The 22,356-nt window shown below is 34.6% G+C and carries 26 protein-coding genes; 12 read left to right on the forward strand and 14 right to left on the reverse strand.

The window, feature by feature from the left end; translation table 11 throughout:
* Positions 1 to 8: 8 nt before the first annotated feature.
* The 5 genes from cobC to B0A67_RS12890 form a co-directional block, all read right to left on the reverse strand.
* The gene (gene cobC / locus B0A67_RS12870) at positions 9 to 542 is read right to left on the reverse strand and encodes an alpha-ribazole phosphatase (RefSeq protein WP_072959056.1); all 534 of its coding nucleotides are present in this window, start codon (positions 540 to 542) and stop codon (positions 9 to 11) included.
* Positions 527 to 1,324, reverse strand: a complete 798-nt coding sequence (locus B0A67_RS12875) for an adenosylcobinamide-GDP ribazoletransferase (RefSeq protein ID WP_072959059.1) — start codon at positions 1,322 to 1,324, stop codon at positions 527 to 529. The genes cobC and B0A67_RS12875 overlap by 16 nt, the downstream gene beginning before the upstream one ends.
* Positions 1,325 to 1,389: 65 nt before the next feature.
* Positions 1,390 to 3,069 (reverse strand): nicotinate-nucleotide--dimethylbenzimidazole phosphoribosyltransferase, encoded by a 1,680-nt coding sequence (gene cobT / locus B0A67_RS12880; protein WP_072959062.1) that lies wholly within the window; start codon positions 3,067 to 3,069, stop codon positions 1,390 to 1,392.
* A gap of 161 nt (positions 3,070 to 3,230) precedes the next feature.
* A complete protein-coding gene (cobU, locus tag B0A67_RS12885) occupies positions 3,231 to 3,746 on the reverse strand; it encodes a bifunctional adenosylcobinamide kinase/adenosylcobinamide-phosphate guanylyltransferase (RefSeq protein ID WP_072959065.1) in 516 nt (171 codons plus the stop codon).
* Positions 3,747 to 3,955: 209 nt separating this feature from the next.
* Positions 3,956 to 4,318 (reverse strand): DUF5522 domain-containing protein, encoded by a 363-nt coding sequence (locus B0A67_RS12890; protein WP_072959068.1) that lies wholly within the window; start codon positions 4,316 to 4,318, stop codon positions 3,956 to 3,958.
* 174 nt (positions 4,319 to 4,492) lie between these two features.
* Here B0A67_RS12890 and B0A67_RS12895 point away from each other — a divergent pair, with 174 nt between their 5' ends.
* The 3 genes from B0A67_RS12895 to B0A67_RS12905 all read left to right on the forward strand — a co-directional run bounded on the left by B0A67_RS12895 (position 4,493) and on the right by B0A67_RS12905 (position 7,576).
* Entirely contained in the window at positions 4,493 to 5,635 is a 1,143-nt protein-coding gene (locus B0A67_RS12895) for an ABC transporter substrate-binding protein (protein WP_072959071.1), read from the forward strand.
* Positions 5,636 to 5,640: 5 nt separating this feature from the next.
* The gene (locus tag B0A67_RS12900) at positions 5,641 to 6,669 is read left to right on the forward strand and encodes an iron ABC transporter permease (RefSeq protein WP_394364340.1); all 1,029 of its coding nucleotides are present in this window, start codon (positions 5,641 to 5,643) and stop codon (positions 6,667 to 6,669) included.
* A gap of 130 nt (positions 6,670 to 6,799) precedes the next feature.
* Entirely contained in the window at positions 6,800 to 7,576 is a 777-nt protein-coding gene (locus tag B0A67_RS12905; RefSeq protein WP_072959078.1) for an ABC transporter ATP-binding protein, read from the forward strand.
* Here the strand turns inward: B0A67_RS12905 and B0A67_RS12910 are convergent.
* From B0A67_RS12910 to B0A67_RS12920, 3 genes are read right to left on the reverse strand one after another with little or no spacing between them, the layout of a single operon-like run.
* Positions 7,573 to 8,379, reverse strand: a complete 807-nt coding sequence (locus B0A67_RS12910) for a hypothetical protein (protein ID WP_072959081.1) — start codon at positions 8,377 to 8,379, stop codon at positions 7,573 to 7,575. The genes B0A67_RS12905 and B0A67_RS12910 overlap by 4 nt on opposite strands.
* A gap of 1 nt (position 8,380) precedes the next feature.
* A complete protein-coding gene (locus B0A67_RS12915; protein WP_072959085.1) occupies positions 8,381 to 8,836 on the reverse strand; it encodes a tRNA (cytidine(34)-2'-O)-methyltransferase in 456 nt (151 codons plus the stop codon).
* Positions 8,837 to 8,888: 52 nt separating this feature from the next.
* On the reverse strand, positions 8,889 to 9,467 hold the full coding sequence (locus tag B0A67_RS12920; protein ID WP_072959088.1) for a pseudouridine synthase: 579 nt from the start codon (positions 9,465 to 9,467) through the stop codon (positions 8,889 to 8,891).
* 141 nt (positions 9,468 to 9,608) lie between these two features.
* Between B0A67_RS12920 and B0A67_RS12925 the strand changes: the two genes are divergently transcribed.
* Complete coding sequence (locus B0A67_RS12925) at positions 9,609 to 9,980, forward strand: hypothetical protein (protein WP_072959091.1); 372 nt, start codon at positions 9,609 to 9,611, stop codon at positions 9,978 to 9,980.
* A 161-nt stretch (positions 9,981 to 10,141) separates the two neighbouring features.
* Positions 10,142 to 10,894 (forward strand): SDR family NAD(P)-dependent oxidoreductase, encoded by a 753-nt coding sequence (locus B0A67_RS12930; RefSeq protein WP_072959092.1) that lies wholly within the window; start codon positions 10,142 to 10,144, stop codon positions 10,892 to 10,894.
* A gap of 60 nt (positions 10,895 to 10,954) precedes the next feature.
* Here B0A67_RS12930 and B0A67_RS12935 read toward each other — a convergent pair whose 3' ends face one another.
* The 5 genes from B0A67_RS12935 to B0A67_RS12955 are packed head-to-tail and all read right to left on the reverse strand — an operon-like array spanning position 10,955 to position 15,216.
* Positions 10,955 to 11,476, reverse strand: coding sequence for a MepB family protein (locus B0A67_RS12935; protein WP_072959094.1), 522 nt, complete (start codon positions 11,474 to 11,476; stop codon positions 10,955 to 10,957).
* 53 nt (positions 11,477 to 11,529) lie between these two features.
* Positions 11,530 to 13,329, reverse strand: coding sequence for a hypothetical protein (locus tag B0A67_RS12940; protein ID WP_072959097.1), 1,800 nt, complete (start codon positions 13,327 to 13,329; stop codon positions 11,530 to 11,532).
* Positions 13,326 to 13,877, reverse strand: a complete 552-nt coding sequence (locus tag B0A67_RS12945) for an RNA polymerase sigma factor (protein WP_072959100.1) — start codon at positions 13,875 to 13,877, stop codon at positions 13,326 to 13,328. Before B0A67_RS12945 ends, B0A67_RS12940 begins: the two co-directional genes overlap by 4 nt.
* Before the next feature lie 52 nt (positions 13,878 to 13,929).
* A complete protein-coding gene (locus tag B0A67_RS12950) occupies positions 13,930 to 14,331 on the reverse strand; it encodes a hypothetical protein (protein WP_072959103.1) in 402 nt (133 codons plus the stop codon).
* Between the two features lie 6 nt (positions 14,332 to 14,337).
* Positions 14,338 to 15,216, reverse strand: coding sequence for a protease complex subunit PrcB family protein (locus B0A67_RS12955; protein ID WP_072959106.1), 879 nt, complete (start codon positions 15,214 to 15,216; stop codon positions 14,338 to 14,340).
* Positions 15,217 to 15,423: 207 nt separating this feature from the next.
* Here B0A67_RS12955 and rmuC point away from each other — a divergent pair, with 207 nt between their 5' ends.
* From rmuC to B0A67_RS12975, 4 genes are all read left to right on the forward strand, one after another.
* Positions 15,424 to 16,797 (forward strand): DNA recombination protein RmuC, encoded by a 1,374-nt coding sequence (gene rmuC, locus B0A67_RS12960; RefSeq protein WP_072959109.1) that lies wholly within the window; start codon positions 15,424 to 15,426, stop codon positions 16,795 to 16,797.
* Between the two features lie 44 nt (positions 16,798 to 16,841).
* Positions 16,842 to 17,390 (forward strand): acyl-CoA thioesterase, encoded by a 549-nt coding sequence (locus B0A67_RS12965; protein WP_072959111.1) that lies wholly within the window; start codon positions 16,842 to 16,844, stop codon positions 17,388 to 17,390.
* 34 nt (positions 17,391 to 17,424) lie between these two features.
* Positions 17,425 to 17,820, forward strand: a complete 396-nt coding sequence (locus tag B0A67_RS12970; protein WP_072959365.1) for a VOC family protein — start codon at positions 17,425 to 17,427, stop codon at positions 17,818 to 17,820.
* A gap of 262 nt (positions 17,821 to 18,082) precedes the next feature.
* Positions 18,083 to 18,652, forward strand: coding sequence for a YceI family protein (locus B0A67_RS12975; protein WP_072959115.1), 570 nt, complete (start codon positions 18,083 to 18,085; stop codon positions 18,650 to 18,652).
* A 2-nt stretch (positions 18,653 to 18,654) separates the two neighbouring features.
* Here the strand turns inward: B0A67_RS12975 and B0A67_RS12980 are convergent, their stop codons facing one another.
* Positions 18,655 to 19,566, reverse strand: a complete 912-nt coding sequence (locus B0A67_RS12980; RefSeq protein WP_072959118.1) for a TIGR01777 family oxidoreductase — start codon at positions 19,564 to 19,566, stop codon at positions 18,655 to 18,657.
* A 98-nt stretch (positions 19,567 to 19,664) separates the two neighbouring features.
* Between B0A67_RS12980 and B0A67_RS12985 the strand changes: the two genes are divergently transcribed.
* The 3 genes from B0A67_RS12985 to B0A67_RS12995 are packed head-to-tail and all read left to right on the forward strand — an operon-like array spanning position 19,665 to position 22,355.
* Positions 19,665 to 20,327, forward strand: coding sequence for a TetR family transcriptional regulator C-terminal domain-containing protein (locus B0A67_RS12985; RefSeq protein ID WP_072959121.1), 663 nt, complete (start codon positions 19,665 to 19,667; stop codon positions 20,325 to 20,327).
* Entirely contained in the window at positions 20,324 to 21,628 is a 1,305-nt protein-coding gene (locus tag B0A67_RS12990) for an ABC1 kinase family protein (protein WP_072959123.1), read from the forward strand. Before B0A67_RS12985 ends, B0A67_RS12990 begins: the two co-directional genes overlap by 4 nt.
* Before the next feature lie 43 nt (positions 21,629 to 21,671).
* Positions 21,672 to 22,355, forward strand: coding sequence for an SDR family NAD(P)-dependent oxidoreductase (locus tag B0A67_RS12995; RefSeq protein WP_072959125.1), 684 nt, complete (start codon positions 21,672 to 21,674; stop codon positions 22,353 to 22,355).
* Position 22,356: the final 1 nt, after the last annotated feature.

A 22,356-nucleotide genomic window follows, 5' to 3' on the forward strand; every position in this document is an offset into this window, starting at 1 on the left:
AAAGACACTTATACTTCAATTTTGATGACCTGTCCAAAATCTACTTTATTGTTAAAAGCATCTTTTAGCGGCAATGCACTATAATGGCATAAGATACTTCTGACTACACCGGCATGTGCTACAATAACGATAGGTGTCGTTATTTCTTTTGAGATTTGAGATAAAAAATCAACAACTCTATTGTGGAGTTCCGTAAAGGATTCCCCGTTTTTAGCATTAATAGTTACAAAATCTTCCATCCAGGGATTTAGTTCTTCAGGCGGAATATCATTCCAGTTTTTCAGTTCCCAATCACCAAAATTCATTTCTATTAATCGTGCATCTTTTTCGAATGCAATTACTTTAATGTTTTCCTGAATGTATTCGGACAAAATCAAACAACGTTTCAGGGGACTCGAAAAGACTACAGCTTCTGACGGTAATTGCAAGAGAATATTTTCGAAAACAGCTTCAAAAGGTGCTGCGATATCAACATCTGATTGTCCGTAGCAAACTCCTTTTTTGCAAATTGTTTCAGTGTGGCGAACTAGATAAATTTCCATATCAAAAGAATACTTAAATAATAAACGACTTCACAAACTTGTTGTGTTGCCCCAAGACAATCTCCCGTGTAACCGTCGATCCATTTCTGGAAATAACGGGCTAAAAAATAACGCATTATAAATACCGGAATTAGTGCCAAAAGAAATTGATATTGAAAATAAGACAAAAACAATAACGGAATTAATCCAAAGAAAAATGAGCCCAATATCTCTTTCCAGGTGTGATTTTTAGCGATAGGCTTACTTTTACTGGAAGCGTCATCCCGCGAATATTCATGAGTGAAAATAATCGAAATAGCAGCCAAACGACTCAAGGCATGAGCAGAAACAAATAAAAGAAAAACCTGAAAAAGAACAAGAGAATTATCTGATTTAAAAAGCGAAACAGATTCAGAAAGTAATTTGAATTTTAATAAAAAAAGTAAAACCAAACCAATAGCTCCATAAGCACCAATAGCACTATCTTTCATAATGATCAGAATTTTTTCTTTGGTCCAGCCTCCGCCAAAACCATCACAAACATCTGCAAAACCATCTTCGTGAAAAGCTCCAGTAGTAAGTACAGAAATAATTAAGGCAAAAATTACCGCAGTTTCTACAGAAAGAAAAAGAGAAGAAAGGTAAAAAGCCAGAAAAGAAATGCTGCCCACAATCCAGCCGATCAAAGGAAAATAGCGAGTGGCTTTGTTTAAATAATCAGGATGATGATCAATGTTTTTTGGACACGGAATTCTGGTGTAAAACATTAAAGAGGTAAAAAAAATATGTAGTTCTTTTTTCATTTAAGAAAGTGTGATTATAAATTTAAGATGAATACTCAATACTGAAACTGAAAACTGCAACTTCTCTACTTCCTGCTCACTCCGGCACTTTCAAAACTTGCCATATCATTGAGAAAAACTGCAGCAGATTTCAAAACAGGAAAAGCAATCGCGCATCCTGTTCCTTCGCCCAAACGCAAATCCAGATTTAAAATAGGTTTTGCATCTAAGTAATTTAATAATTTGCCATGCGCTTTTTCAGCAGAGCAATGACAGAAAACAGCGTTATTTTTAATTTCAGGATTAATTTGTGAAGCAATCAAAAAGGCAACACTACAAATAAAACCATCAACTAAAATCAACATTTTGTTTTCGTACGCAGCTAACATTCCACCAGCGATTTGTATAATTTCGAAACCTCCAAAATAAGCGAGTTGTTGTTCTAATTGATCTTCACCGGAATAATTTTCAATCGCAATTTTGAGTAGATTTTGTTTCTGAATCAGTTTCTCCTGTTCGATACCAGTTCCTTTGCCAACACATTCTTCGATAGGTAAACCTGTTACAACACTCATTAAAACCGAAGCTGTAGAAGTATTTCCAATTCCCATTTCGCCAAAACCAATACAGTTAGAACCCGTTTTTGCAATGTTGTCAACAATAGATTTTCCTTTTTCGAAACACAAATGCAATTCCGTTTCGCTCATGGCCGGAATGTGCAAAAAGGACTGCGTTCCTTTAGCAATTTTGGCGTTAATCAAATTAGCATTTGTAGGGAAATCATAATTGACTCCTGCATCGACAATCGATAACTGAATCTCATTTTGATTACAGAAAACATTTATGGCGGCACCGCCTTCGAGAAAATTCGCAACCATTTGTCGGGTAACATCTTGTGGATATGCACTCACGCCATGATTGGCAATTCCGTGATCAGCGGCAAAAACGATGATATTTGGATTTGATATTTGGGGAGTTAAAGTGTTGAAAACCGTTGCGATCTGAAAAGCCAATGTCTCTAAAGTTCCCAGAGCGCCAAGAGGTTTTGTTTTTGAGTCTATTTTTTCCTGCAAAAGCGCACTGAATTCATTTGAGGTTTCGCTTTTAACAGAAGTCTTGATAGGTAAATCAGAGATGTTACATTCCGTAATAATCTTAATTTCTTTACAATCCGGAGCTTCTGATTTTTGTTTCCAGTTCAGCTGTTGCAACATCGGTTGATTGTCGTAATTTGTTGCTGGTTTTCCAATACAGAAATAACCCAATGGCTCAATGTTTTCAGGTAAATCAAGAATCTTTTTAAACTGATAATAATTCAAAATAGAAACCCAACCCATTCCGTATCCTTGTTCTGTAAGCGAAAGCCAGATATTTTGTGCGGCACAAACCGAGCTGAATTTTACGGCTTCATTACTTCCCACAGTTCCAATCGTAAACTGATTCAGAACAGATCGGTCATAGGCAATGATAAGTCCAATTGGAGCTTCTTCAATTGCTTCTAACTTCAATGATTTGTAGCGTTCTTTTTGTTCTGGATTATCTGTAAGTTCTTCCGCTTTTTTGTTATAATCTAAAAAAAGAACCTTTACAGCGGTTTTTACTTCGGGAGACTTAATAATAAAATAACGCGTAGCATCTGTCAATCCAACAGAAGGTGCCCAATGCCCGGCTTGCAAAGCTTTTTCGATCACTTCGTCAGGAACTTCATCAGCAGTAAAATGTCGGGTGTCACGGCGCGATTTTAAAATATCATCTAAGTAGCTCATTTTTAAGTTCCAATTTTTTTAAATTCCAAATTCCAATTCAATATCAATTGCAAAAATCAATATCAAGAAAAATCTGAAAGTTTAAAGGTTTAAGTAAAGATAAAGTATAACGTTGGAATTTGGAATTTAAAAAATTTGGATTTTCTTTTTATTATTGATTTTTAAAATTGCCCTTTTATTTTAACCGGAATTCCGGAAACCATCAAAACCACTTCATCCGCATTAGAGGCTAAAAACTGATTCATCCAGCCCTGCAATTCGGTAAATTTTCTGCCAATAGGAGTTTCAGCGTGAACCCCCATTCCAATTTCGTTGGTTACAATAATAAGAGTTGCATTTTTGTGATTTGCAACCGTAAGAAATTCCTTTTTGGCTTCTTCCAGACTTAAATTCACGTCATAGTCATGATCGGTAAAAAAGTTTGTCAGCCACAGCGTTACACAGTCAATTAGCGCTATTTTGTTGGTAAAATCAATTTCACTTAAATATTTTTCTTTCTCAATATTCGTCCATCTTTCGTCGCGTTCCTGCTGATGGCGGCTGATTCTATTCTGAAAATCAGCATCCCATTTTCTGGCCGTCGCCACATATATTGGTGAATCTGAAAGTTGTAAGGCTAAGGTTTGGGCATAACTGCTTTTTCCTGATCGCTCGCCTCCGGTAATTAAGTAAATCATTTTAATTGTGAATCGTTAGTTGTAAAATGTGAATTGTTAGGGCGTTACCTATGGTAGGGTTATCCGCTTTATTCCCGATTAACAAAAACTACAGCTAAAAAACCTTGTTTCTCTAAATCGGTATATATCGCTTTATCTCTAACGCGAAAGACCAATAGTATAAAAAAATAGTCATAAACTTATCACTAATAATTTATAATTAACAATTTTCAATAAGGGCAATGTCGGCAATCATTTCCGCAGCAAGTTCCCCTTTTTAGATGAAACCATGTTTTAAAAACATATTTGCCATCTTCGATATAATAATCAATTCCTTCAATTAGTTTTTCTTGTTTTGGTAAAGATATTGCTTTATTTTTAAGGGCTTTTTGAGGTGTCATTGTTTCTATATAGGCATCAATTTTGTCTTCGCAAGCTTCTTTGAAGCAAACGGGACAGAGACAATCGTTTCCTTCAGAAAGGTTAAAAATAGGAGGGAAGTCATTACACCAACACTTGCTTTCTACAGACAGATCTCCACAACTAAAAGAAGATTCGCAGCTAGAGCAAACTTTTGTTTTTATGCTATTCATAGGTTAAAGATGGTATTTTTTTTGTTTTTGTAAGAATAAAGGTAAGCATAAAAAATAGAAATTACGTTACCTTTGTCACTATCAAAATGTAAATTATAGAATCGTAATAGTTCCCATTACGACCTAAAAGCGGAGAAGCAAAAATTATTCCTTTAAAAAAAAGACAACCTACAGATGAAACATTTATTGCCTAAATTAATTTTTATTCTGCCTTTTTTTATTCTTGTTGGATGTAAAAAGAATGAAACCACAGAGATTGAAAAAACAGAGATTGCAAAAAACAGTATTGAATATGCTTCCGGACTTTCTATTGTGAAAAACAAAGGATATTCAGTGGTGACAGTTTCAGATCCGTGGCCAAATGCCAATGCAAAATTTACGTATGTCTTAAAAGAAAAAGACGCAAAAGTTCCTGATAGTTTACAAAAATATACCACTATAAAAGTTCCTTTAGAATCTGTTGTTGTGACTTCGACCACTAATATTCCTTTTCTTGAAATGTTAGAAGTCGAAGATAAATTAGTAGGTTTTCCGCATACAGATTATGTTTCATCTGAAAAAACACGAGCTCTGATCGATAAAGGAGCTGTTAAAAATGTGGGAGAAAACGAAAAATTAAATATCGAGCAGTTAATAGAATTGTCTCCGGATTTGATTGTGACTTTTGGTGTTGATAACAATAATGCTGCGTTAGACAATTTGAAAAAAAGTGGACTGAACGTTTTTATCCAGGCAGACTGGATGGAGCAGTCTCCATTAGGAAAAGCAGAATGGATTAAACTTTACGGCGCTTTGTTTGGTAAAGAAGATAAAGCTAAAGAATTGTTTGATAAAATCGTTTTGAGTTACGATCAGGCGAAGAAACTAGTAGCGGATAAACCTGCATCGTCAACTGTTTTATACGGTTCTATGTACGAAGATGTCTGGTATGTAGCCAAAGGAAATAGCTGGGTAGCGCAGTTTATGAAAGATGCGCATGCCAATTATTTATGGGCAGACCTAAAAGGAACGGGAAGCGAAGGTTTATCATTCGAAAAAATTTTGGTGAAAGGAAAAACGGCTAATTTCTGGATTGCTTCCGGTTCGTTTAAAACCTTGGCAGAAGTAGAAAAAGCGAATCCGCATTATAGTCAGTTTGATGCTTTTAAAAACAAAAACGTATATACATTCGAAGGAAAGTATGGAGCGACCGGAGGAACAGTTTACTATGAACTGGCACCAAGCCGACCGGATTTAGTATTAAAAGACTATATCAAGATCTTTCATCCTGAATTATTGCCAAGCTATGAGTTTACTTTTGCCTCTAAATTAAACTAATTGCATTGATTAATAAAAAGCGAAATATAATCCTGTTTTCCGTACTTGGTATTGCACTTTTATTCATGTTTTTTCTGGACATTAGTTTAGGATCCGTTACCATCCCGTTCAAAGAAGTGTATACCAGTTTGATGGGGGGGCAGGCCAGTAAATCGACGTGGGAGTATATTATTATTAATTATCGTTTGCCAAAAGCAATTACTGCGATGTTAGTGGGCGTAGGATTGTCGATAAGTGGTTTGCTCATGCAGACATTATTTAGAAATCCGCTTGCGGGACCAGATGTTTTGGGGCTAAGTTCAGGAGCAATATTGGCCGTTGCAATTGTAATTTTGGGTGCAGGTTTACTGCCGTCGTTCTTAAACACTATTTTAGTATCACCATACGCAATCGTATTGGCTTCTACTTTAGGAAGTGTTTCAGTTTTAATGTTGGTTTTATTAGTTGCACAACGATTGCGAAATACAATGGCAATTCTAATTGTTGGTCTTATGTTTGGTAGTTTTACCAGTGCTATTGTTGGTGTTTTAACCTATTTTAGTTCAGCTGAACAATTACAGAAATTTACGTTTTGGTCCTTAGGAAGTCTCGGGAATCTTTCCTGGACATCTATTGCTGTTTTATCCGTTTGTGTTGGTTTTGGCTTGCTTTTAAGTGCAAGTAGTATAAAGCCTTTAAACGCATTACTTTTAGGGGAGAATTATGCTAAAAGCATGGGAATGAATTACAAAAAAGCGAGACTAATTATCATATTTGCAACAAGTATTCTCGCCGGAAGTGTTACAGCTTTTGCAGGCCCGATAGCTTTTATAGGACTGGCTGTTCCGCACATTGCAAAGCTTACTTTTCAGACCAGTAACCATTCCGTTTTATATTGGAGTACGTTTTTTTATGGCGGTATAATTATGTTGTTTTGTGATATAGCATCGCAATTGCCGGGATTAGAAACCACATTGCCAATCAACGCTATAACGTCTATAATTGGAGCCCCGGTGGTTGTATATTTATTAATGCGAAAAAGAAATTTTCAATAAGATTGTATTGGTCCACAGATTATGTGGATTTAACAGATTTACTCAGATTTTTAAAATCATTTTAATCATTATAAACTGTTGCAGAAAAACTTAGCAACTTAGCATCTCAGAACCGTAGTATCTTTAAAAGATGAAAAATATCCTAAAAACCTCAAACTTAACTATTGGCTACAAGTCCAAGAAAGCAACTGTGGTTATTGCTGAGAATCTGAATTTGAATTTAAGCTCAGGAAAACTCATCTCTTTAATTGGAGCTAACGGAATTGGGAAATCGACTTTGTTGCGGACTATTACCGGCATTCAGCAGCCTTTATCAGGAAACGTTTTGTTGAACAATAAAGATATAAATACCTATAAACCTCTGGATTTAGCACAGAATTTAAGTTTAGTTTTAACCGAAAAACTGCCGCCAAGTAACCTTTCCGTGTTTGAGTTAGTCGCTTTGGGACGTCAGCCTTACACCAATTGGATTGACACATTGACGCCAATTGACATTGAGAAAATTCAGGAAGCCTTGCAACTGACTCAAATCGAACATCTGGCTCATAAAAAACACTATGAAATTAGTGACGGACAATTGCAAAAGGTTTTAATTGCAAGAGCGTTGGCGCAGGACACACCGCTAATTATTCTGGATGAACCCACAACACATCTTGATTTACTGCACAAAGTTTCATTGTTTAAATTGCTGAAAAAGCTAACACAGGAAACCCAAAAGTGTATTTTATTTTCGACTCATGATATCGATTTGGCGATTCAGCTAAGTGACGAAATGATTATTATGACACCGGAATTGATTGTTCAGGATGAACCTTGTAATTTAATTTCAAACGGAAGTTTTGCTACTTTGTTCAAAGATGAACATATTACTTTTGATGCAGAAAAAGGGAAGTTTGTGATTACTTAATTCTGGTTTTCAAAGCGGACTCTGTAAACCTGAAGTAATTTTTCTAATTCTTCAAATTTTATAGTTAAGTCTCCAATGTCAACCATTTCATCATTAAATGCGAGATAATTTGTAGAATTTCTGCCTCCTTTTTGGGTGAACACTCTTTCATCATAGATTTTATTCCACGAAACCATTTTTTCGTTTTTCAATTTTATGCCTTTAGCATTAATTGTGATTTGAGGATTGTTATCTCTTAATTTTTTAATTTGATCGTAGCAAAGATATAAACCCATCACGATAAGGATAGACATATAATAATCTTTCTTGAGAAGAAAATATACGCCAATAGAAATCATACCTATACTTATAACTAATAAAAATACCAGAGATGTTTTAGAATAAAAAATTATTGTTTCTTTGGGTACATTGATGTCGTCTTGATAAATATCTTTTTCAAGGAATTTTTTTTCCAGTGATTTTAGTTTTGTTTTTTGTTCTAAACTTTTGAATTCTGTTTTTTCAAACCAACTGTCATCCTTCCAGATTAATTTTTGCTCAATTGCTTTTCGTTTTAATTCACGAACATTTCGGACATTGCCAAATGCCCAGATTTTCCATTTATTGACAAAATAACTCCAGGTTAGCCAGCCGCATAGAAATCCGGCCACAAATCCTATTAGAATAATCCAGCTGGAAACTATTTCGTAAGTGCTTAAAACAATACTTAAAATGATGATTGCAAAAGTGACAAACATGGGAAGGTAAACAAGTTTTGCCCTTCCTTTTTTTAATGCTTCATTGACTGTTATCTCTTTTAGCATATTATCTCTTCAAACCAATTTGTCTCTTCGCTTCTCCAACAACAAAAGCCACTGAATTGGCTATATTAAAACTGCGGATTAGTTTCGACATCGGAATTGTTAAGTGATTGTCAAAACGAGCTAAAACTTCCTGACTTAAACCCACGCTTTCCTTCCCAAAAACCAGCCAGTCTCCATCCTGAAAATCAGTTTCGAGATATGATTTTTCGGCATGTGAACTCATCAGAAAAACACGCGACTGATCCGGAATCTGACTGATCCATTCTTCAATGTTTTGGTACTCGGTTACATCAAGGTGTACCCAGTAATCCAAACCGGAACGTTTCAGGTTTTTATCATTAATCACAAATCCAAACGGATGAATTAAGTGCAATCTACTCTCTGTGCCTACACACAATCTTCCGATATTTCCGGTGTTATTTGGTATCTCAGGTTCGACAAGAACAACGTTTAGCATTTTTTTTGAGTTATGAATTAAGAGTTATGAATTATGAGTTTTTAATAATTATCTAATTGACATTATCTAATTTAAAATCCGGAACTTCTATAACTTCTCCGGCTTTTAGGTTTTGTAAATATACATTTCCTATTCGAACACGGACCAATCGTAAAGTAGGAAAACCAACTGCGGCGGTCATTTTACGAACCTGTCGAAACTTGCCTTCATTTACGGTTATCGATGCCCACGAAGTTGGACCGTGGCGTTCGTCACGTATTTTTTTTGCTCTGGGACCAAAATCCGGAATTTCAGTAACAATAAAAGCAGAACAGGGTTTTGTTTTGTATTTACCGCCATCGAAACCAATCTCAACTCCTTTTTGCAGTTCTTCAATAGCTTCCGGTGTAATAACGCCATCAACCTGAACATAATATTCCTTATCTACTTTTTTGCTTCTTATCTGTTCGCTTACTTTTCCGTCAGTAGTAAGCAAAAGCAATCCTTCAGAATCTTCATCAAGCCTGCCAATTGCCATTGTGCCTTGCGGAAAATCGTGTAATTCTCCCAGAAGCTTTTTCTTTCTTTTTAATTCATATATAAATTGGCTCAGATAGCCATAAGGTTTAAAAAGAATAAAGTGTTGATGCATGTTTGCTTTTTTGTGGCAAAGATAGTTTTGTTTCAGATGTAATTAAAATATTGGTTGAATAATCCAAAAGCAATGTTAAAGGACTTATTTTTTCGTCTTAGAATTCGTAATATTATAAGACTAACGCTAAAATACAAAATTATGGAAACTAATAATTTAGGGTCAAAAAAGATAAATGGAGTACAAAAAAATACAGATGAATCTAAAGGTAAAAATGTTTCGCACGAGACAGAATCGGATAAATCAAAGCTGAAGAAGGAAGTCGTAACAGATGCCAATGGAAATAAGGAAGTTGTCGACAGAGCAAGGGATGTAAATGAAGAAATAAAAGAAGTTCCTGGTAAAAAGAGTACTGACAGCGCCAATGCAAACCGCGGAGTTTCGACAGATGAAGAAGCTAAAAAAACGGTAGAGAACAAAGACAGAAATTCAGACATAACACCCAATCGTTATCCTAATGCTGATCCTGAAAGTCATGAAGACAGAGGGAATATGAAATTAGATGAGGATTAGCGTTATTCTTTAGATAGTGAATATTTTGTTGGTTTTGGTCATTTTTAGCTGAAATAACATTTGATTGGCAAATGGCGTTAATTATATTCTAAACTCCATTTTTAAAATGGCTGTCCTTCTCGATATTCGTAAATTGTAGTATTAATTTAAAATATATAAAAATGGCACTTTTAGAAAATAAAGTAGCTTTTGTATCCGGTGGAGGTTCAGGAATTGGACGTGCAGTGGCAGAAGCATACGCTCGGGAAGGAGCAAAAGTAGTACTTTCGGATATTAACGTAGAACACGGTGAAGCAACCGTAAAAATGATAAAAGATAAAGGTGGAGAAGCTTTTTTTGTAAAAGGAGATTCGTCAAGTGCAAGTGACAACAAACATATGGTTGAAGTGACGGTTTCGAAATACGGCCGACTGGATATTTCGTGTAACAATGCCGGAATGGGCGGACCGGCGAAGCCAACAGGTGAGTATGAGCCGGAAGCCTGGGATAAGGTAATTGCGTTGAATTTAAGCGGTGTTTTTTATGCCTGCCGTTACCAATTAGAACAAATGGAAAAAAATGGAGGAGGAAGTATTGTAAATATTGCTTCGATTCACGGACAGGTTGCAGCTCCGCTTAGTCCTGCTTATACAGCATCAAAACATGGTGTTGTGGGATTGACTAAAAATATTGCGGCCGAATATGCATTAAAGAATATCCGTTGTAATGCAGTTGGACCGGGATATATTGAAACAGCGTTGCTAAAAGACCATTTAAATAATGATGCTATGAAAGCAATTGCGGCAAAAGCGCCAATGAACCGTTTAGGAACTGCCGAAGAAATTGCAGAGCTGGTAGTATTCCTGAGTTCTGAAAAATCCTCTTTTACAACCGGAAGTTATATCATTGCCGATGGTGGTTATACAGCGATTTAGTGTTTCTTCATATAAATTATAAAAGGCTATCCTGATTATGAGGTAGCCTTTTTTTATGTTTTAAAATAAAATTTTGAATTTATTTAAATCCGGAACAGGAGTAATTTTATAAAAATAATCCAATTGCCAGTGTTGTGTTTTCTGAGCTTGTTTACTCGTTGTTTCGTCCCAAGGCGGATAAACTCTTGTCGCTCTTTTTCCTTCTTTGGTTGCCGTCGAGAAGATTCCTTTTTCTAGTAAAATGCTTTTAGGAAAGATAAATTGTCCAAATAAATCATCCTTGCGAACACTGATAATTACAAAATCTATTGCATCTGAAAAATCAAAAGGTTCAATTATTCCGGTTGCGTTACGTTTCCAAAGTGTTACAAATTGTCCTGTTTTTGTTGGCGTTATTTTTGCCTTTCTGTAGTAGATGTGCTTTCCGTTCAGGTCAAAATGGTAAGCATCATAATCAGCGCTTTCAGCTTCCGGTTGAGGTTGTGAAAGGATAAAACTACAACCGTTATAAACCAGATTATTGGCAACAATTAAATCTTTCGGCAATGATTCCTGGTTGTTCCAGTCGTTTTTGATTGACATTTGATAAAAATTCCTTTTGAGTTATTTTGGTAAAATTACCACAAAAAAACTTTTTAAAAAGAAACATTCAGACCAAAATTCAATCCCCATTGAAACTGATTGAAAGACTGGTTGCTTAATGGATTTACATAATAATTCATTGCAGGTTCAACAAAAATACTTGTCTTTTTATACACCTTGTATTGTATCGTACTGCTCAGCGTAGATCCGTAAACATAATCATTTGCATTGACATTTTCTCCAATTGAACTTCCGTCTAAAGCCACATTGTTAGAAATTAGTTTTCCAACAAAACCACCCGTATTCAAATTGATACTTGCCTTGTTTCTGCTAAAAATAGCATACGAAACTTCTAAAGGCATTTCGAGATATCGTAGGTTTTGATCTAAATTTCCTGTTTGCATATTATTACTTTGGATCCCATTTTGTTTTAGTGCATCCGAAGTGGTATTGGGTACAAATACATAATTGTCATTCGTACTAATATGTGGTGCTGCATCTGCCGTAGCTTTTTGATTGAAGTAATCACTAGAGCTAAAAAAAGCATTGTTTTGAGCATTTAAATACGAAACGTTAGCAACACTCTGACCCAATTCGTTTATTTTTAAACCGGAAGCAACCGCCCATTTTTTGTTGATTTTGTATTTGGTTTTTACTCCGTACGAATTACTTTGTTTAGAATCATTTGCATTCCCAAGAGTCTTGTCATTTTTATAGTTTTCAGAATTGGCTACTCCCGCAAAAACTTCCACAGCCCATTTTTCAGCATTAGAAAGAGGATTTTTCTCTTTCTCTTTTTTGTCTTCCGGAGTTACAATACCTTTCTCTAAATTTTGAAGTTCTGCCAATTGTACAGAATCCTGCTTGCTTAAGACATCATTAAACTTTGAATTACTTTTCTGATTGTTTGCTATTTGTTTCTCAGATAAAAAGTTTGCACTGTTTTCTTTTGCCTTATTTTCCAGAATAGTTTTTTGAGTACTGTTCAAACCTGTAGTGTTTAAAGCAATGTTATGATTGTTTTTTGAAGTTTGCTGTTCTTCAAAAATAGATTTCGAAATTTGATTTTTTGAAGTAGAATTAAATGGATTTACATTACCGGCAGCAAAAGTTTTTTCAGTTAAAATTTTGTCTGAAGCTTTTTTGTCCGCATTTGCTACTTGTTTGTTAGCACCAGTATTGAATCCGTTTGTTTTACCTGTAATAAATGTCTTTTCAGATGAAGTTTTATTTCCTGTTTTCTTCTCAGTATTCACAATTTGAATTGGTGAACCTGAATTGAATTTGTTTTTTTGATCTGAACCAGCTGTTTTTTCAGTTACCGCAACTTGGGCTTTTTCTGTTACAGCCTCATTAATATTTGATTTTGAAGCGTTCGATTTCAGATTTGAAACACCAGAATTATTAGGGTTTTCAGTGTCAGAATGTGCCACTGCCGTTTGATTGTTTTGAACTTTTTGTGTGTTATTAAATTGGTTTCCGTTGTTTTTCAAAGAAGGAACATCTTCAGTTGCAATTGATTGTTTTTTATTCGGTATTGATTCCGGACTCGTTTTATCAGTTGGTATTGTTTTGGTATCTAATTCCTTTTTTTTCTCCTCAAGAACAACACCATTATTTTGTGTAGCACCATCATTTATAGTTTTGATTCCTGAATTCGAAGTAAAATTTAAAACAGAAGGGAGTAGCAGGCCTAATAATAAGCATGCCGCAGCCGACCACCAAAGAATCACTTTTTTCTTCTTTTTAGGTTTGTCTAATTTTTTCTCAATTTCACCCCACAATTCAGGAGGCGGAACACTTGAAAAGTCTTCCATTGATGAAAAAATATCTTCTATATTTTGCTTTTTCATGCTATTTTAAAATTTTTTATGCTCAATATTCTTTTTTGCAATATGTGTTTGGCTCTATTTAAATTTGATTTGGATGTTCCTTCTGAGATCTTTAGTAATACTGCAATTTCCCGGTGTTTCATTTTTTCAAAAACATACAGGTTAAAAACGGTCCTGTATTGATCAGGAAGATCCCGGATATATTCTAATAGTTTGTCTTGCTCTATAGGAGGAACATCTAATTCTTCCTCTTCAACAAAATCAGGATCACCATCAAAGACATCCAAAAAGAAACTTTCTTTCTTCTTCTTATTTAAGGTTTCGATTAGTTTATTAATAAAAATACGTTTTAGCCATCCTTCAAAACTTCCTTCGAATTTGTATTGACTTATTTTCTGAAAAACAATGACAAATGCTTCCTGGAAAACATCCTTTGCATCATCTTCGTTTTTCATATACTTGAGGCATATACCATATAAAACAGGAGAGAACAACTGATAGATTTTCAGTTGTCCCTCTCTGTCATTTTTTATGCACAGCCGAATGTATTTTTCTAAGTCGTCTTTCAAAAAAAGTAGTATTGTTTGGTTTTGCAAAAATAGTTTTTATAAGCTTATAAAACTATCTTTTAAAAATAGTACGGGCTGCGTCCTGGTTATTACTTACAATTGTTAAATTTTGATTATCAAGGCTTTCTATGATGTAAGTCTTGCCCTCAAAAGTAATCAGGTCATGTTCTGACTGATCGAAAAAGCTGATGCCTTTTTCTATTTGATATATACTATTTCTAATCTCTACATTGTTCTTGTAGGTAATCACTCTTCCGTTAGAAGTAAATATTACCTTCTTCGTAAATCCTATGGTTTTAGGAGTTGCCGTATAAGGATTGCTACTTCCTCCAATCGATTTTTGCCAGATCCAGGTGTTCACGATAGAACCGGAATTCATGGTTGTTGACTCCAGTGAATAAGCACTTGAAAAAAGACAGCACATCATAATAAATAATAAGAATTGCTTTTTCATAGTCGATTATTTTTGAGCTGCGATTTTTTCCTGAATTAATTTTTTGAAAGCTTTTATTTCAGCACTCTGATCTGCAGTGTCATTATTGTCAATAAAAATCTTAGTTGATATCCCTGCCTGACGAAGTTCAAAATAAGTACCTCCCTGGTTAGCAGCATCTGGTGTACCATAAGTTTTTGTTTGTCCTTTTAAACTTAAAATTTCTGCAGGAACAGCTTTCAATAACAATGTGTAATCTCCTTTTTTGCTTGTTGCTGTATATTTATATTGATTAAAATCATAACCTCCAGCTACAACATTTAAAAACTTCAAAATGTTAAAATCATTTATTTGATAAAATTTTTGACAATCAGTTCCGCCAGTGCATTGATTGAAATAACTTCCTACTATAATATTGTCAGGATTCTCTACAGTTTTATTAAAAAGAATCGTTTTTGTAGTTTTTGGTATTAAGATAAAATCACTAGGATAGTTTGGTGCTGAACTAATTGGTTCTCCAGGCTGAGGTGATTTTTCGTAATAGTTAACTAAAATTTCGCACTTGTTTTCTACAATGCTAGTTATTTTTATACTATATCCAGTGGTGGTTTTAAGACCGGAGAAAAGACCAATCATGTAGTTTTTGGTAAAATCAATAGTAAGATCACCTGAATTTGGACAAGAGCTTTCGCGCTTTGTAAAAATACTTTTTAATTTCTCTTCAGAAGATATTAAAACATAAGTTGGAACATTAGGAGGCGTATTAACATTGTATGAACACAGAAGTGGAGTGTTTACAAAAGTAGCCTCTTCACTTGGTCCGCAATCTACTCTTATATCGTCGTTATTAAGAGAGCATCCGCTAAATCCAAAAGCTATAAATAAGCTTAACATTAATTTTTTCATGATAAATTTAATTAGGTTATATACTGTAGATGGTCATCTTTTGAAATGGTTGCGTTAAAAAAGAGTTTTTTTTTGTTTTTTTAAACAAGAATAGTTTTCAGAATGTTTATTAAATTTAGAATAAGGGCTAATTAGTGAAATTTCAATTTTAAAAATTAAGTACTACGTATTATTGCTTACTTTTACTTTTCAAAAATAAATGTAGTTATGTTCGATTTTCTTCCCTGCTTATTAGCTTTTGTCATCGCTTTATTTGTGGGTGTGTACTTAGGTAAATTGCTGTTTTCGGCAAGATTTCAATCAGATAAAGTCAGTCTGGAAGAACGTTTGGCAGCTCATCTCAATCAATTGCAATTACAAAAAGAACAATTTGAAAGAGAAAGAAACAATTTCGAAAAACAACTGCAGTTAACTAATTTAGAAAAAGAAAGCATCCGGACAGAAAAAGACAGTCTGGCCATTCAGCTTTCTAAAAAAGAAGTAGATTTTGAAAATTTATGGGAACGTCATAAAGAACAAAAAAACGAAATCACAGAACTTCAGGAAAAATTCACCAAAGAATTTGAAAATTTAGCCAATAAAATTCTCGAGGAAAAGTCTGCAAAATTCACAGAACAGAATAGTGAGAATATGAAAAACATCCTCATGCCCTTACAGGATAAAATTCAGGGTTTCGAGAAAAAGGTAGAGCAGACACACAAAGAAAGCATTGACTATCATGCTGCTTTACGTCAACAAATTATAGGTCTTAGTGAGATGAATGCACAAATGAGTAAAGAAACCCTGAACCTGACAAAAGCTTTAAAAGGCGATAGTAAAATGCAGGGAAATTGGGGAGAACTCGTTCTGGAACGTGTTTTAGAAAAATCAGGCTTAGAAAAAGGGCGTGAATACGAAGTGCAGCAAAGTTTTACGAATAGCGAAGGAAACAGGGTTTTGCCTGATGTGGTCATTAATCTGCCTGATGGTAAAAAAATGATTGTAGATTCTAAAGTTTCCTTAGTCGCGTATGAAAGATGGATCAATGAAGAATCAGAAATCCTGAAAATTGATTTTTTAAAAGAACATGTAAATTCAATCAAAAGACACGTTGAGCAACTCGGAAACAAAAATTATCACGACTTATATCAGATAGAAAGCCCGGATTTTGTATTGCTTTTTATCCCAATTGAGCCCGCTTTTGCAATTGCGCTAAACGAAGATTCAACGCTGTACAATAAAGCCTTCGACCGCAATATTGTCATCGTAACGCCAACAACTTTACTGGCGACATTGCGAACTATCGACAGTATGTGGACCAATCAGAAACAACAGGAGAATGCTTTCGAAATTGCCAGACAAGCTGGGGCATTGTACGATAAATTTGAAGGTTTTGTAACCGATTTAGTTAGAATTGGTAATAAAATTAAAGACACTAAAACAGAATATGAAAGTGCGATGAGCAAACTCGTTGACGGCAGAGGGAATTTGATTTCGAGTGTCGAAAAATTAAAGAAAATGGGAGCTAAGGCAAAAAAGTCACTTCCGGAAAATATTATTGCGAGAGCCTCAATTGAAGATGAAAATCAATTATTGAATTAAGTTACTCTCATATAAAAAATAAACCTATCCCATAAAATAAAAATATGACTGCAGATTTCAGACCCGTTTCCTCATCGAAAATAAGTATTTCAGAATTGATGTTGCCATCACATACAAACTTTAGTGGTAAAATTCACGGAGGTTATATTTTGCAATTGCTGGATCAGATTGCTTTTGCCTGTGCATCAAAATTTTGCGGTAACTATTGTGTAACAGCTTCTGTTGATACCGTGAATTTTTTAAAACCAATAGAAGTTGGTGAATTAGTTACCATGAAAGCTTCTGTGAATTATGTTGGCAGAAGTTCGATGATTGTAGGGATTCGTGTAGAGGCCGAAAATATTCAGACAGGCGCTGTAAAACATTGTAATTCATCTTATTTTACAATGGTTGCCAAAGATAAAGAAGGGAAAAGCGTAAAAGTGCCGGGATTAATTTTATCTAATTTAGATGAAGTGCGCCGTTTTAGAAAATGCATCAAACAAATTGAGTCTAAAAAGGAAGTCGAAGAACACGCGAAAATTACCAATGTAAATTCGATTGAAGATTTAGCAAGTTTAGATCAGTACAATGTATTGCTGGAAATCAGCTAGAATAATTAATTACGTTAAATTAAAATCGAAGAAAATGGTAAAGTTTGGGTATACAATTTTATATGTAGAAAATGTAGAAAAGTCAATTGCGTTTTATGAAAATGTATTTGGTTTTTCAAGAAAGTTTGTAACTCCTGAAAATGATTATGGAGAATTAAGTACGGGGGAAACGACGATTTCGTTTGCTTCAAAAAAACTGGCCGCCCAAAATCTGAAAGAGGGTTTTATCGGAAGTAATTTAGAAGATAAACCTTTTGCAATCGAATTGGGTTTTATTACAGATAATGTAGGCGAACTGGTGCAAAAAGCAACTTCTCTTGGTGCAGTACTGGTAAAAGAGCCAACGCAGAAGCCATGGGGACAAATTGTAGCTTATGTCAGAGATTTAGATGGTTTTTTGATTGAGATTTGTACAGAAGTTCAGGCATAGTGATGTCCTTATATGACAAATCATATTTTATATTTTACATTTTCACAAATCACCTTAAAACGACAAAAAAACATTTCACAAATATTTAGCATAAAGCGAGAACTAAGAGCTGGAAAATTTCGTAACTTTAAGTACAATGATTGGATTACTGTTTTTCACGGAGTATTGCCATTCGATTTTTCCCGCATTTAATTAAGTCCAGTTTTTTCTCTTCTTATAAATAAAAAAATCGATTGACATAATTGTTTAAATATTGACGATTATGAAAAAAATTACTTTATTTATTTTGCTATTTACAGCCTGTTCTGCTATTGCCCAGGATAAATTTTTTACCAATACGGGAACCATTAATTTTGAAGCTTCCGTACCTTTTTTCGAAGAAGTAAAAGCTGTAAACAGACAGGTTGCAATTGTTTTAGAGCCACGAACAAGTACGTTTATTTGTACTGTTATTGTCAAAGATTTTCGTTTTAAATTGGATATGATGCAAGATCATTTCAACGAAAATTATATGGAAAGCCGCCGTTATCCAAAAGCCGTCTTTAAAGGGAAAATCGAAAAATTCGATTTGAAGGATATTAATGAAATCGAAAAAGAATATCAAATTAAAGGAAAGCTTGTATTACGGGGAAAATCAAAAGAAGTAATTGTAAATGCTCTCATCAAAAAAGTGGGAGACGGAATTCAGATTATATCTGATTTCCCAATTGCTGTATCTGATTTCAATATCCGGATTCCGAACGAAATAGCGTCAAAAATTGCAAAAATTGCGAATACAGAATTGATAGGAGTTGTTCATACTACTGATTTAATGTATCTGACACTCAAATAACTTTAATTAAGGCAGCTTGCAAGTGCACGTTCCAGATCTGTAAATTGAAACACAAAGCCGGTTTCCTGTATTTTCTGAGACGAAACCCTTTGTCCTTCTAACACAGCAATACTCATTTCGCCTAAAACAATTTTAAGGATAAATACCGGTGCTTTGGGAAGCCAAATCTTGTATCTAAATAAACGGGCTAATGTTTTAGATAATTTGGCGTTTGTAGTATTGTCCGTAACGCAGGCATTATAAGGACCGTGCATTTCTTCGTTTACAATTGCTTTTAGGTATATTTCGCATAAATCTGCAATATGAACCCACGGAACGTATTGTTTTCCCGTGCCTAATATGGTGCCAAAGCCCAACTTAAAGCTTGGGACAACTTTTTTGAGAAAACCTTCGTCTTTGCCCAAAACGATTCCCGTCCTGACTTTTACAGTTCTAATACCTAACGAATTAATTTTATCGACAGCTTTTTCCCATTCCTGACAAGTGATTCCTAAAAAGTCATTGGCCGGGGGAGTATTTTCTGTACAGATTGTATCATTTGTATAAGCACCATATATTCCAACCGCAGATGCAGAAATAAAAGCATCTAACGTTTTATTGTTTTTTTCTAAAATAGAGAAGATAAGATTAATGGGTTTTGTACGACTTTCGAGAATGTCTTTTTTACGTTTTTCAGTCCATCTTTTTTCTACAATTCCTTCTCCAGCCAGATGAATGATGTAATCTGCTTTTAATATCGCTTCTTCATCAATATAATTACGGTCTAAATTCCATTTGTAGTAGGTGACCGAAGAAGTGTTTTTTCTGTCAGAACGGCTTAAAACAGATACTGAGAAACCATTATCAATAAGTAAATCTGTCAGATGTTTGCCTATAAATCCAGTTCCTCCCGTTAGTAGAATGTTTTTTGCCATGATAGTTTATAATTTATTTAACAGTATATTTTTTGTAAGAATAAGTAAAGATACTTAACCATTGCTTACCTTTAAGGCAAATTAAAAAATTTAATAAGATGGAAGCTAAAAATAAGGCAATCAGCAAAGAAGACATCGTTTCGATATACATGAATGAAGTTTTAGAAAAAGGCGAAAAACCAAAATCGGTTTATCATTTTGCAAAAGAAAATAATTTTACTGAAGCTGAATTTTATCCTTTTTTTGGAACACTAGAAGGTTTGGAAAAAGAAATATTCAGATTGTTTTTTGTGAACACAATTGATTTGCTGCATAAAAACGCGGATTATTTAGAATATGATATGAAAAATAAAATGTTGAGTTTTTATTTCACTTTTTTTGAGATCCTGACAGCCAACAGAAGTTATGTTTTACAATCTTTAAAATTTGATAGAAACCCGCTTAAAAATTTAGTGCAGCTGACGTCGCTTCGCAATAGTTTCAAAGAATATGTTTCTGAAATATTGACAGATGACTATCGACTAGAGCAGGAAAAGCTACAAAAATTTCAGGAAAAAGGAATTCAGGAATCAGCATGGCTGCAATTGATGCTGACGATAAAATTTTGGGTTGATGATTCGTCACCAGCTTTTGAAAAAACAGATATTTTTATCGAAAAATCAGTGAATGCTTCATTTGAGTTAATGAATGTTACGCCATTAAATCATCTTATAGATTTGGGGAAATTTCTTTTTAAAGAAAAAATATACAGTAAACAATGAAAACAATCGACTATATACCAACGTCAAAAATAGAAAGAGCCAGTAAATTGGTGCAAACCGGTGCAAAAATAGGCGTGAACTATGTGAAGCATTATGCTGAAAAAATGGTCAATCCTGATTTGACACGTGATAAACTCAACGAAAATAACGCCGAAGATATTTACGACGGATTAAAAAGCCTGAAAGGAAGTGCACTAAAAGTGGCCCAAATGCTTAGCATGGACAAGAATTTTTTGCCTCAGGCGTATGTCGAGAAATTCTCTTTGTCCCAATTTTCTGTTCCACCGCTTTCTGCTCCATTAGTTTTAAAAACCTTTAAAACCAATTTTGGTAAAACACCTTATGAAATTTTCGACGAATTCAATGCCAATTCAGTAAATGCAGCCAGTATTGGTCAGGTGCATTTAGCAGTGAAAGACGGTAAAAAGTTAGCCGTTAAAATCCAGTATCCCGGCGTTGCCAATAGTATTTCGTCAGATTTAGCTTTGGTAAAACCTATTGCGATCAGAATGTTTAATCTACAGGGAAAAGATTCTGATAAATATTTTAAAGAAGTCGAAGATAAACTCATCGAGGAGACTAATTATTTACTCGAATTAAAACAAAGCGAAGAAGTAGTAGAAGCGTGCAATAAAATTGACAATTTACTTTTTCCAAGATATTATCCTGAGTTTTCGTCAGAGAAAATCATCACCATGGACTGGATGACGGGAATTCATCTTTCTGAATTTACCGCCATCAATACAGACAAAGAAGTGGGCGATAAGCTAGGTCAGGCATTGTGGGATTTTTACATGTACCAAATTCATGTATTGCGAAAAGTACACGCAGATCCGCATCCCGGAAACTTTTTGGTAGACGATCAAAACCATTTGATTGCGCTTGATTTTGGTTGTATGAAAATAATTCCAGAGGAATTTTATGTGCCGTACTTTGAGTTGATCAATAAAAATGTAATTACAGATAAAGCGCTTTTCAATCAAAAATTGTTCGAGTTAGAAATTCTTCGTCCGGATGATACTCCGGCAGAAATTGAGTATTTCACTGAGATGTTCCATGACTTGTTATCGCTTTTTACGAAACCATTCCAAAACGAAACTTTTGATTTTGCCGATGAAACTTTCTTTGACAGTATTGCCAAATTAGGCGAACGTTTCTCAAACGATACCAACCTCAGAAAAATGAACGGAAATCGTGGCTCAAAACATTTTATTTACATGAACAGAACCTTCTTTGGTTTGTATAATCTGATGTTCGATTTAAAGGCGAAGATTGTCGTTTCGAATTATATAAAATATTAGGCGGTAAAAACAGTACTCCGATAATAAAATTTAACTTAAATAAATGAGAAATATTCTAATTATCGGAGGAAGCAAAGGAATCGGAAGTGCTGTTTTATTGCAACAGCTCGAAACCAATCGGGTGTATAATATCAGCAGGAGCGCACCGGAACTTACGCATCCTAATCTTACTCATTTTGGTTTAGATGTATTGCAGGATGTACTTCCTGATCTAGACGAAATAGATTCTTTAGTTTATTGTCCCGGTTCTATTACGCTAAAGCCTATCTCGAATTTAAGTGTTGATGATTTTAGAAAAGATTTCGAAATCAATGTCATTGGTGCTGTAAAAGCGATTCAGAAATATTTGCCTGTTTTAAAAAAAGGTGATGAACCTTCGATCGTTTTATTCAGTACCGTTGCCGTAAAATTAGGAATGCCTTTTCACGCCAGTATTGCAACTGCAAAAGCGGGTGTCGAAGGCTTGACAAAATCACTTGGGGCTGAATTGGCTTCTGTAGTTCGTGTCAATGCCATTGCGCCTACTATTACAGATACTTCACTTTCGGCTTCGATCTTGCGAAACGATCGTATGAAAGAAAACATGATCGATCGCCATCCTATGAAAAGTTATTTAAAACCTCATGAAGTTGCCCAAATGGTTGATTTTCTGATTTCTGAAAAAGCGAATTCTATTTCAGGTCAAATTTTCGAAATGGATTATGGATTAGTGACTTTTAAAATCTAGA

The organism is Flavobacterium aquidurense (assembly GCF_002217195.1).
Lineage (GTDB): Bacteria > Bacteroidota > Bacteroidia > Flavobacteriales > Flavobacteriaceae > Flavobacterium > Flavobacterium frigidimaris.

Excerpts from the sequence above, each read along its gene's own strand:
- cobC (WP_072959056.1), bottom strand. The coding sequence starts at position 542 with ATGGAAATTTATCTAGTTCGCCACACTGAAACAATTTGCAAAAAAGGA.
- B0A67_RS12875 (WP_072959059.1), bottom strand. The coding sequence starts at position 1,324 with ATGAAAAAAGAACTACATATTTTTTTTACCTCTTTAATGTTTTACACC.
- cobT (WP_072959062.1), bottom strand. The coding sequence starts at position 3,069 with ATGAGCTACTTAGATGATATTTTAAAATCGCGCCGTGACACCCGACAT.
- cobU (WP_072959065.1), bottom strand. The coding sequence starts at position 3,746 with ATGATTTACTTAATTACCGGAGGCGAGCGATCAGGAAAAAGCAGTTAT.
- B0A67_RS12890 (WP_072959068.1), bottom strand. The coding sequence starts at position 4,318 with ATGAATAGCATAAAAACAAAAGTTTGCTCTAGCTGCGAATCTTCTTTT.
- B0A67_RS12895 (WP_072959071.1), top strand. The coding sequence starts at position 4,493 with ATGAAACATTTATTGCCTAAATTAATTTTTATTCTGCCTTTTTTTATT.
- B0A67_RS12905 (WP_072959078.1), top strand. The coding sequence starts at position 6,800 with ATGAAAAATATCCTAAAAACCTCAAACTTAACTATTGGCTACAAGTCC.
- B0A67_RS12910 (WP_072959081.1), bottom strand. The coding sequence starts at position 8,379 with ATGCTAAAAGAGATAACAGTCAATGAAGCATTAAAAAAAGGAAGGGCA.
- B0A67_RS12915 (WP_072959085.1), bottom strand. The coding sequence starts at position 8,836 with ATGCTAAACGTTGTTCTTGTCGAACCTGAGATACCAAATAACACCGGA.
- B0A67_RS12920 (WP_072959088.1), bottom strand. The coding sequence starts at position 9,467 with ATGCATCAACACTTTATTCTTTTTAAACCTTATGGCTATCTGAGCCAA.
- B0A67_RS12925 (WP_072959091.1), top strand. The coding sequence starts at position 9,609 with ATGGAAACTAATAATTTAGGGTCAAAAAAGATAAATGGAGTACAAAAA.
- B0A67_RS12930 (WP_072959092.1), top strand. The coding sequence starts at position 10,142 with ATGGCACTTTTAGAAAATAAAGTAGCTTTTGTATCCGGTGGAGGTTCA.
- B0A67_RS12935 (WP_072959094.1), bottom strand. The coding sequence starts at position 11,476 with ATGTCAATCAAAAACGACTGGAACAACCAGGAATCATTGCCGAAAGAT.
- B0A67_RS12940 (WP_072959097.1), bottom strand. The coding sequence starts at position 13,329 with ATGAAAAAGCAAAATATAGAAGATATTTTTTCATCAATGGAAGACTTT.
- B0A67_RS12950 (WP_072959103.1), bottom strand. The coding sequence starts at position 14,331 with ATGAAAAAGCAATTCTTATTATTTATTATGATGTGCTGTCTTTTTTCA.
- B0A67_RS12955 (WP_072959106.1), bottom strand. The coding sequence starts at position 15,216 with ATGAAAAAATTAATGTTAAGCTTATTTATAGCTTTTGGATTTAGCGGA.
- rmuC (WP_072959109.1), top strand. The coding sequence starts at position 15,424 with ATGTTCGATTTTCTTCCCTGCTTATTAGCTTTTGTCATCGCTTTATTT.
- B0A67_RS12965 (WP_072959111.1), top strand. The coding sequence starts at position 16,842 with ATGACTGCAGATTTCAGACCCGTTTCCTCATCGAAAATAAGTATTTCA.
- B0A67_RS12970 (WP_072959365.1), top strand. The coding sequence starts at position 17,425 with ATGGTAAAGTTTGGGTATACAATTTTATATGTAGAAAATGTAGAAAAG.
- B0A67_RS12975 (WP_072959115.1), top strand. The coding sequence starts at position 18,083 with ATGAAAAAAATTACTTTATTTATTTTGCTATTTACAGCCTGTTCTGCT.
- B0A67_RS12980 (WP_072959118.1), bottom strand. The coding sequence starts at position 19,566 with ATGGCAAAAAACATTCTACTAACGGGAGGAACTGGATTTATAGGCAAA.
- B0A67_RS12985 (WP_072959121.1), top strand. The coding sequence starts at position 19,665 with ATGGAAGCTAAAAATAAGGCAATCAGCAAAGAAGACATCGTTTCGATA.
- B0A67_RS12990 (WP_072959123.1), top strand. The coding sequence starts at position 20,324 with ATGAAAACAATCGACTATATACCAACGTCAAAAATAGAAAGAGCCAGT.
- B0A67_RS12995 (WP_072959125.1), top strand. The coding sequence starts at position 21,672 with ATGAGAAATATTCTAATTATCGGAGGAAGCAAAGGAATCGGAAGTGCT.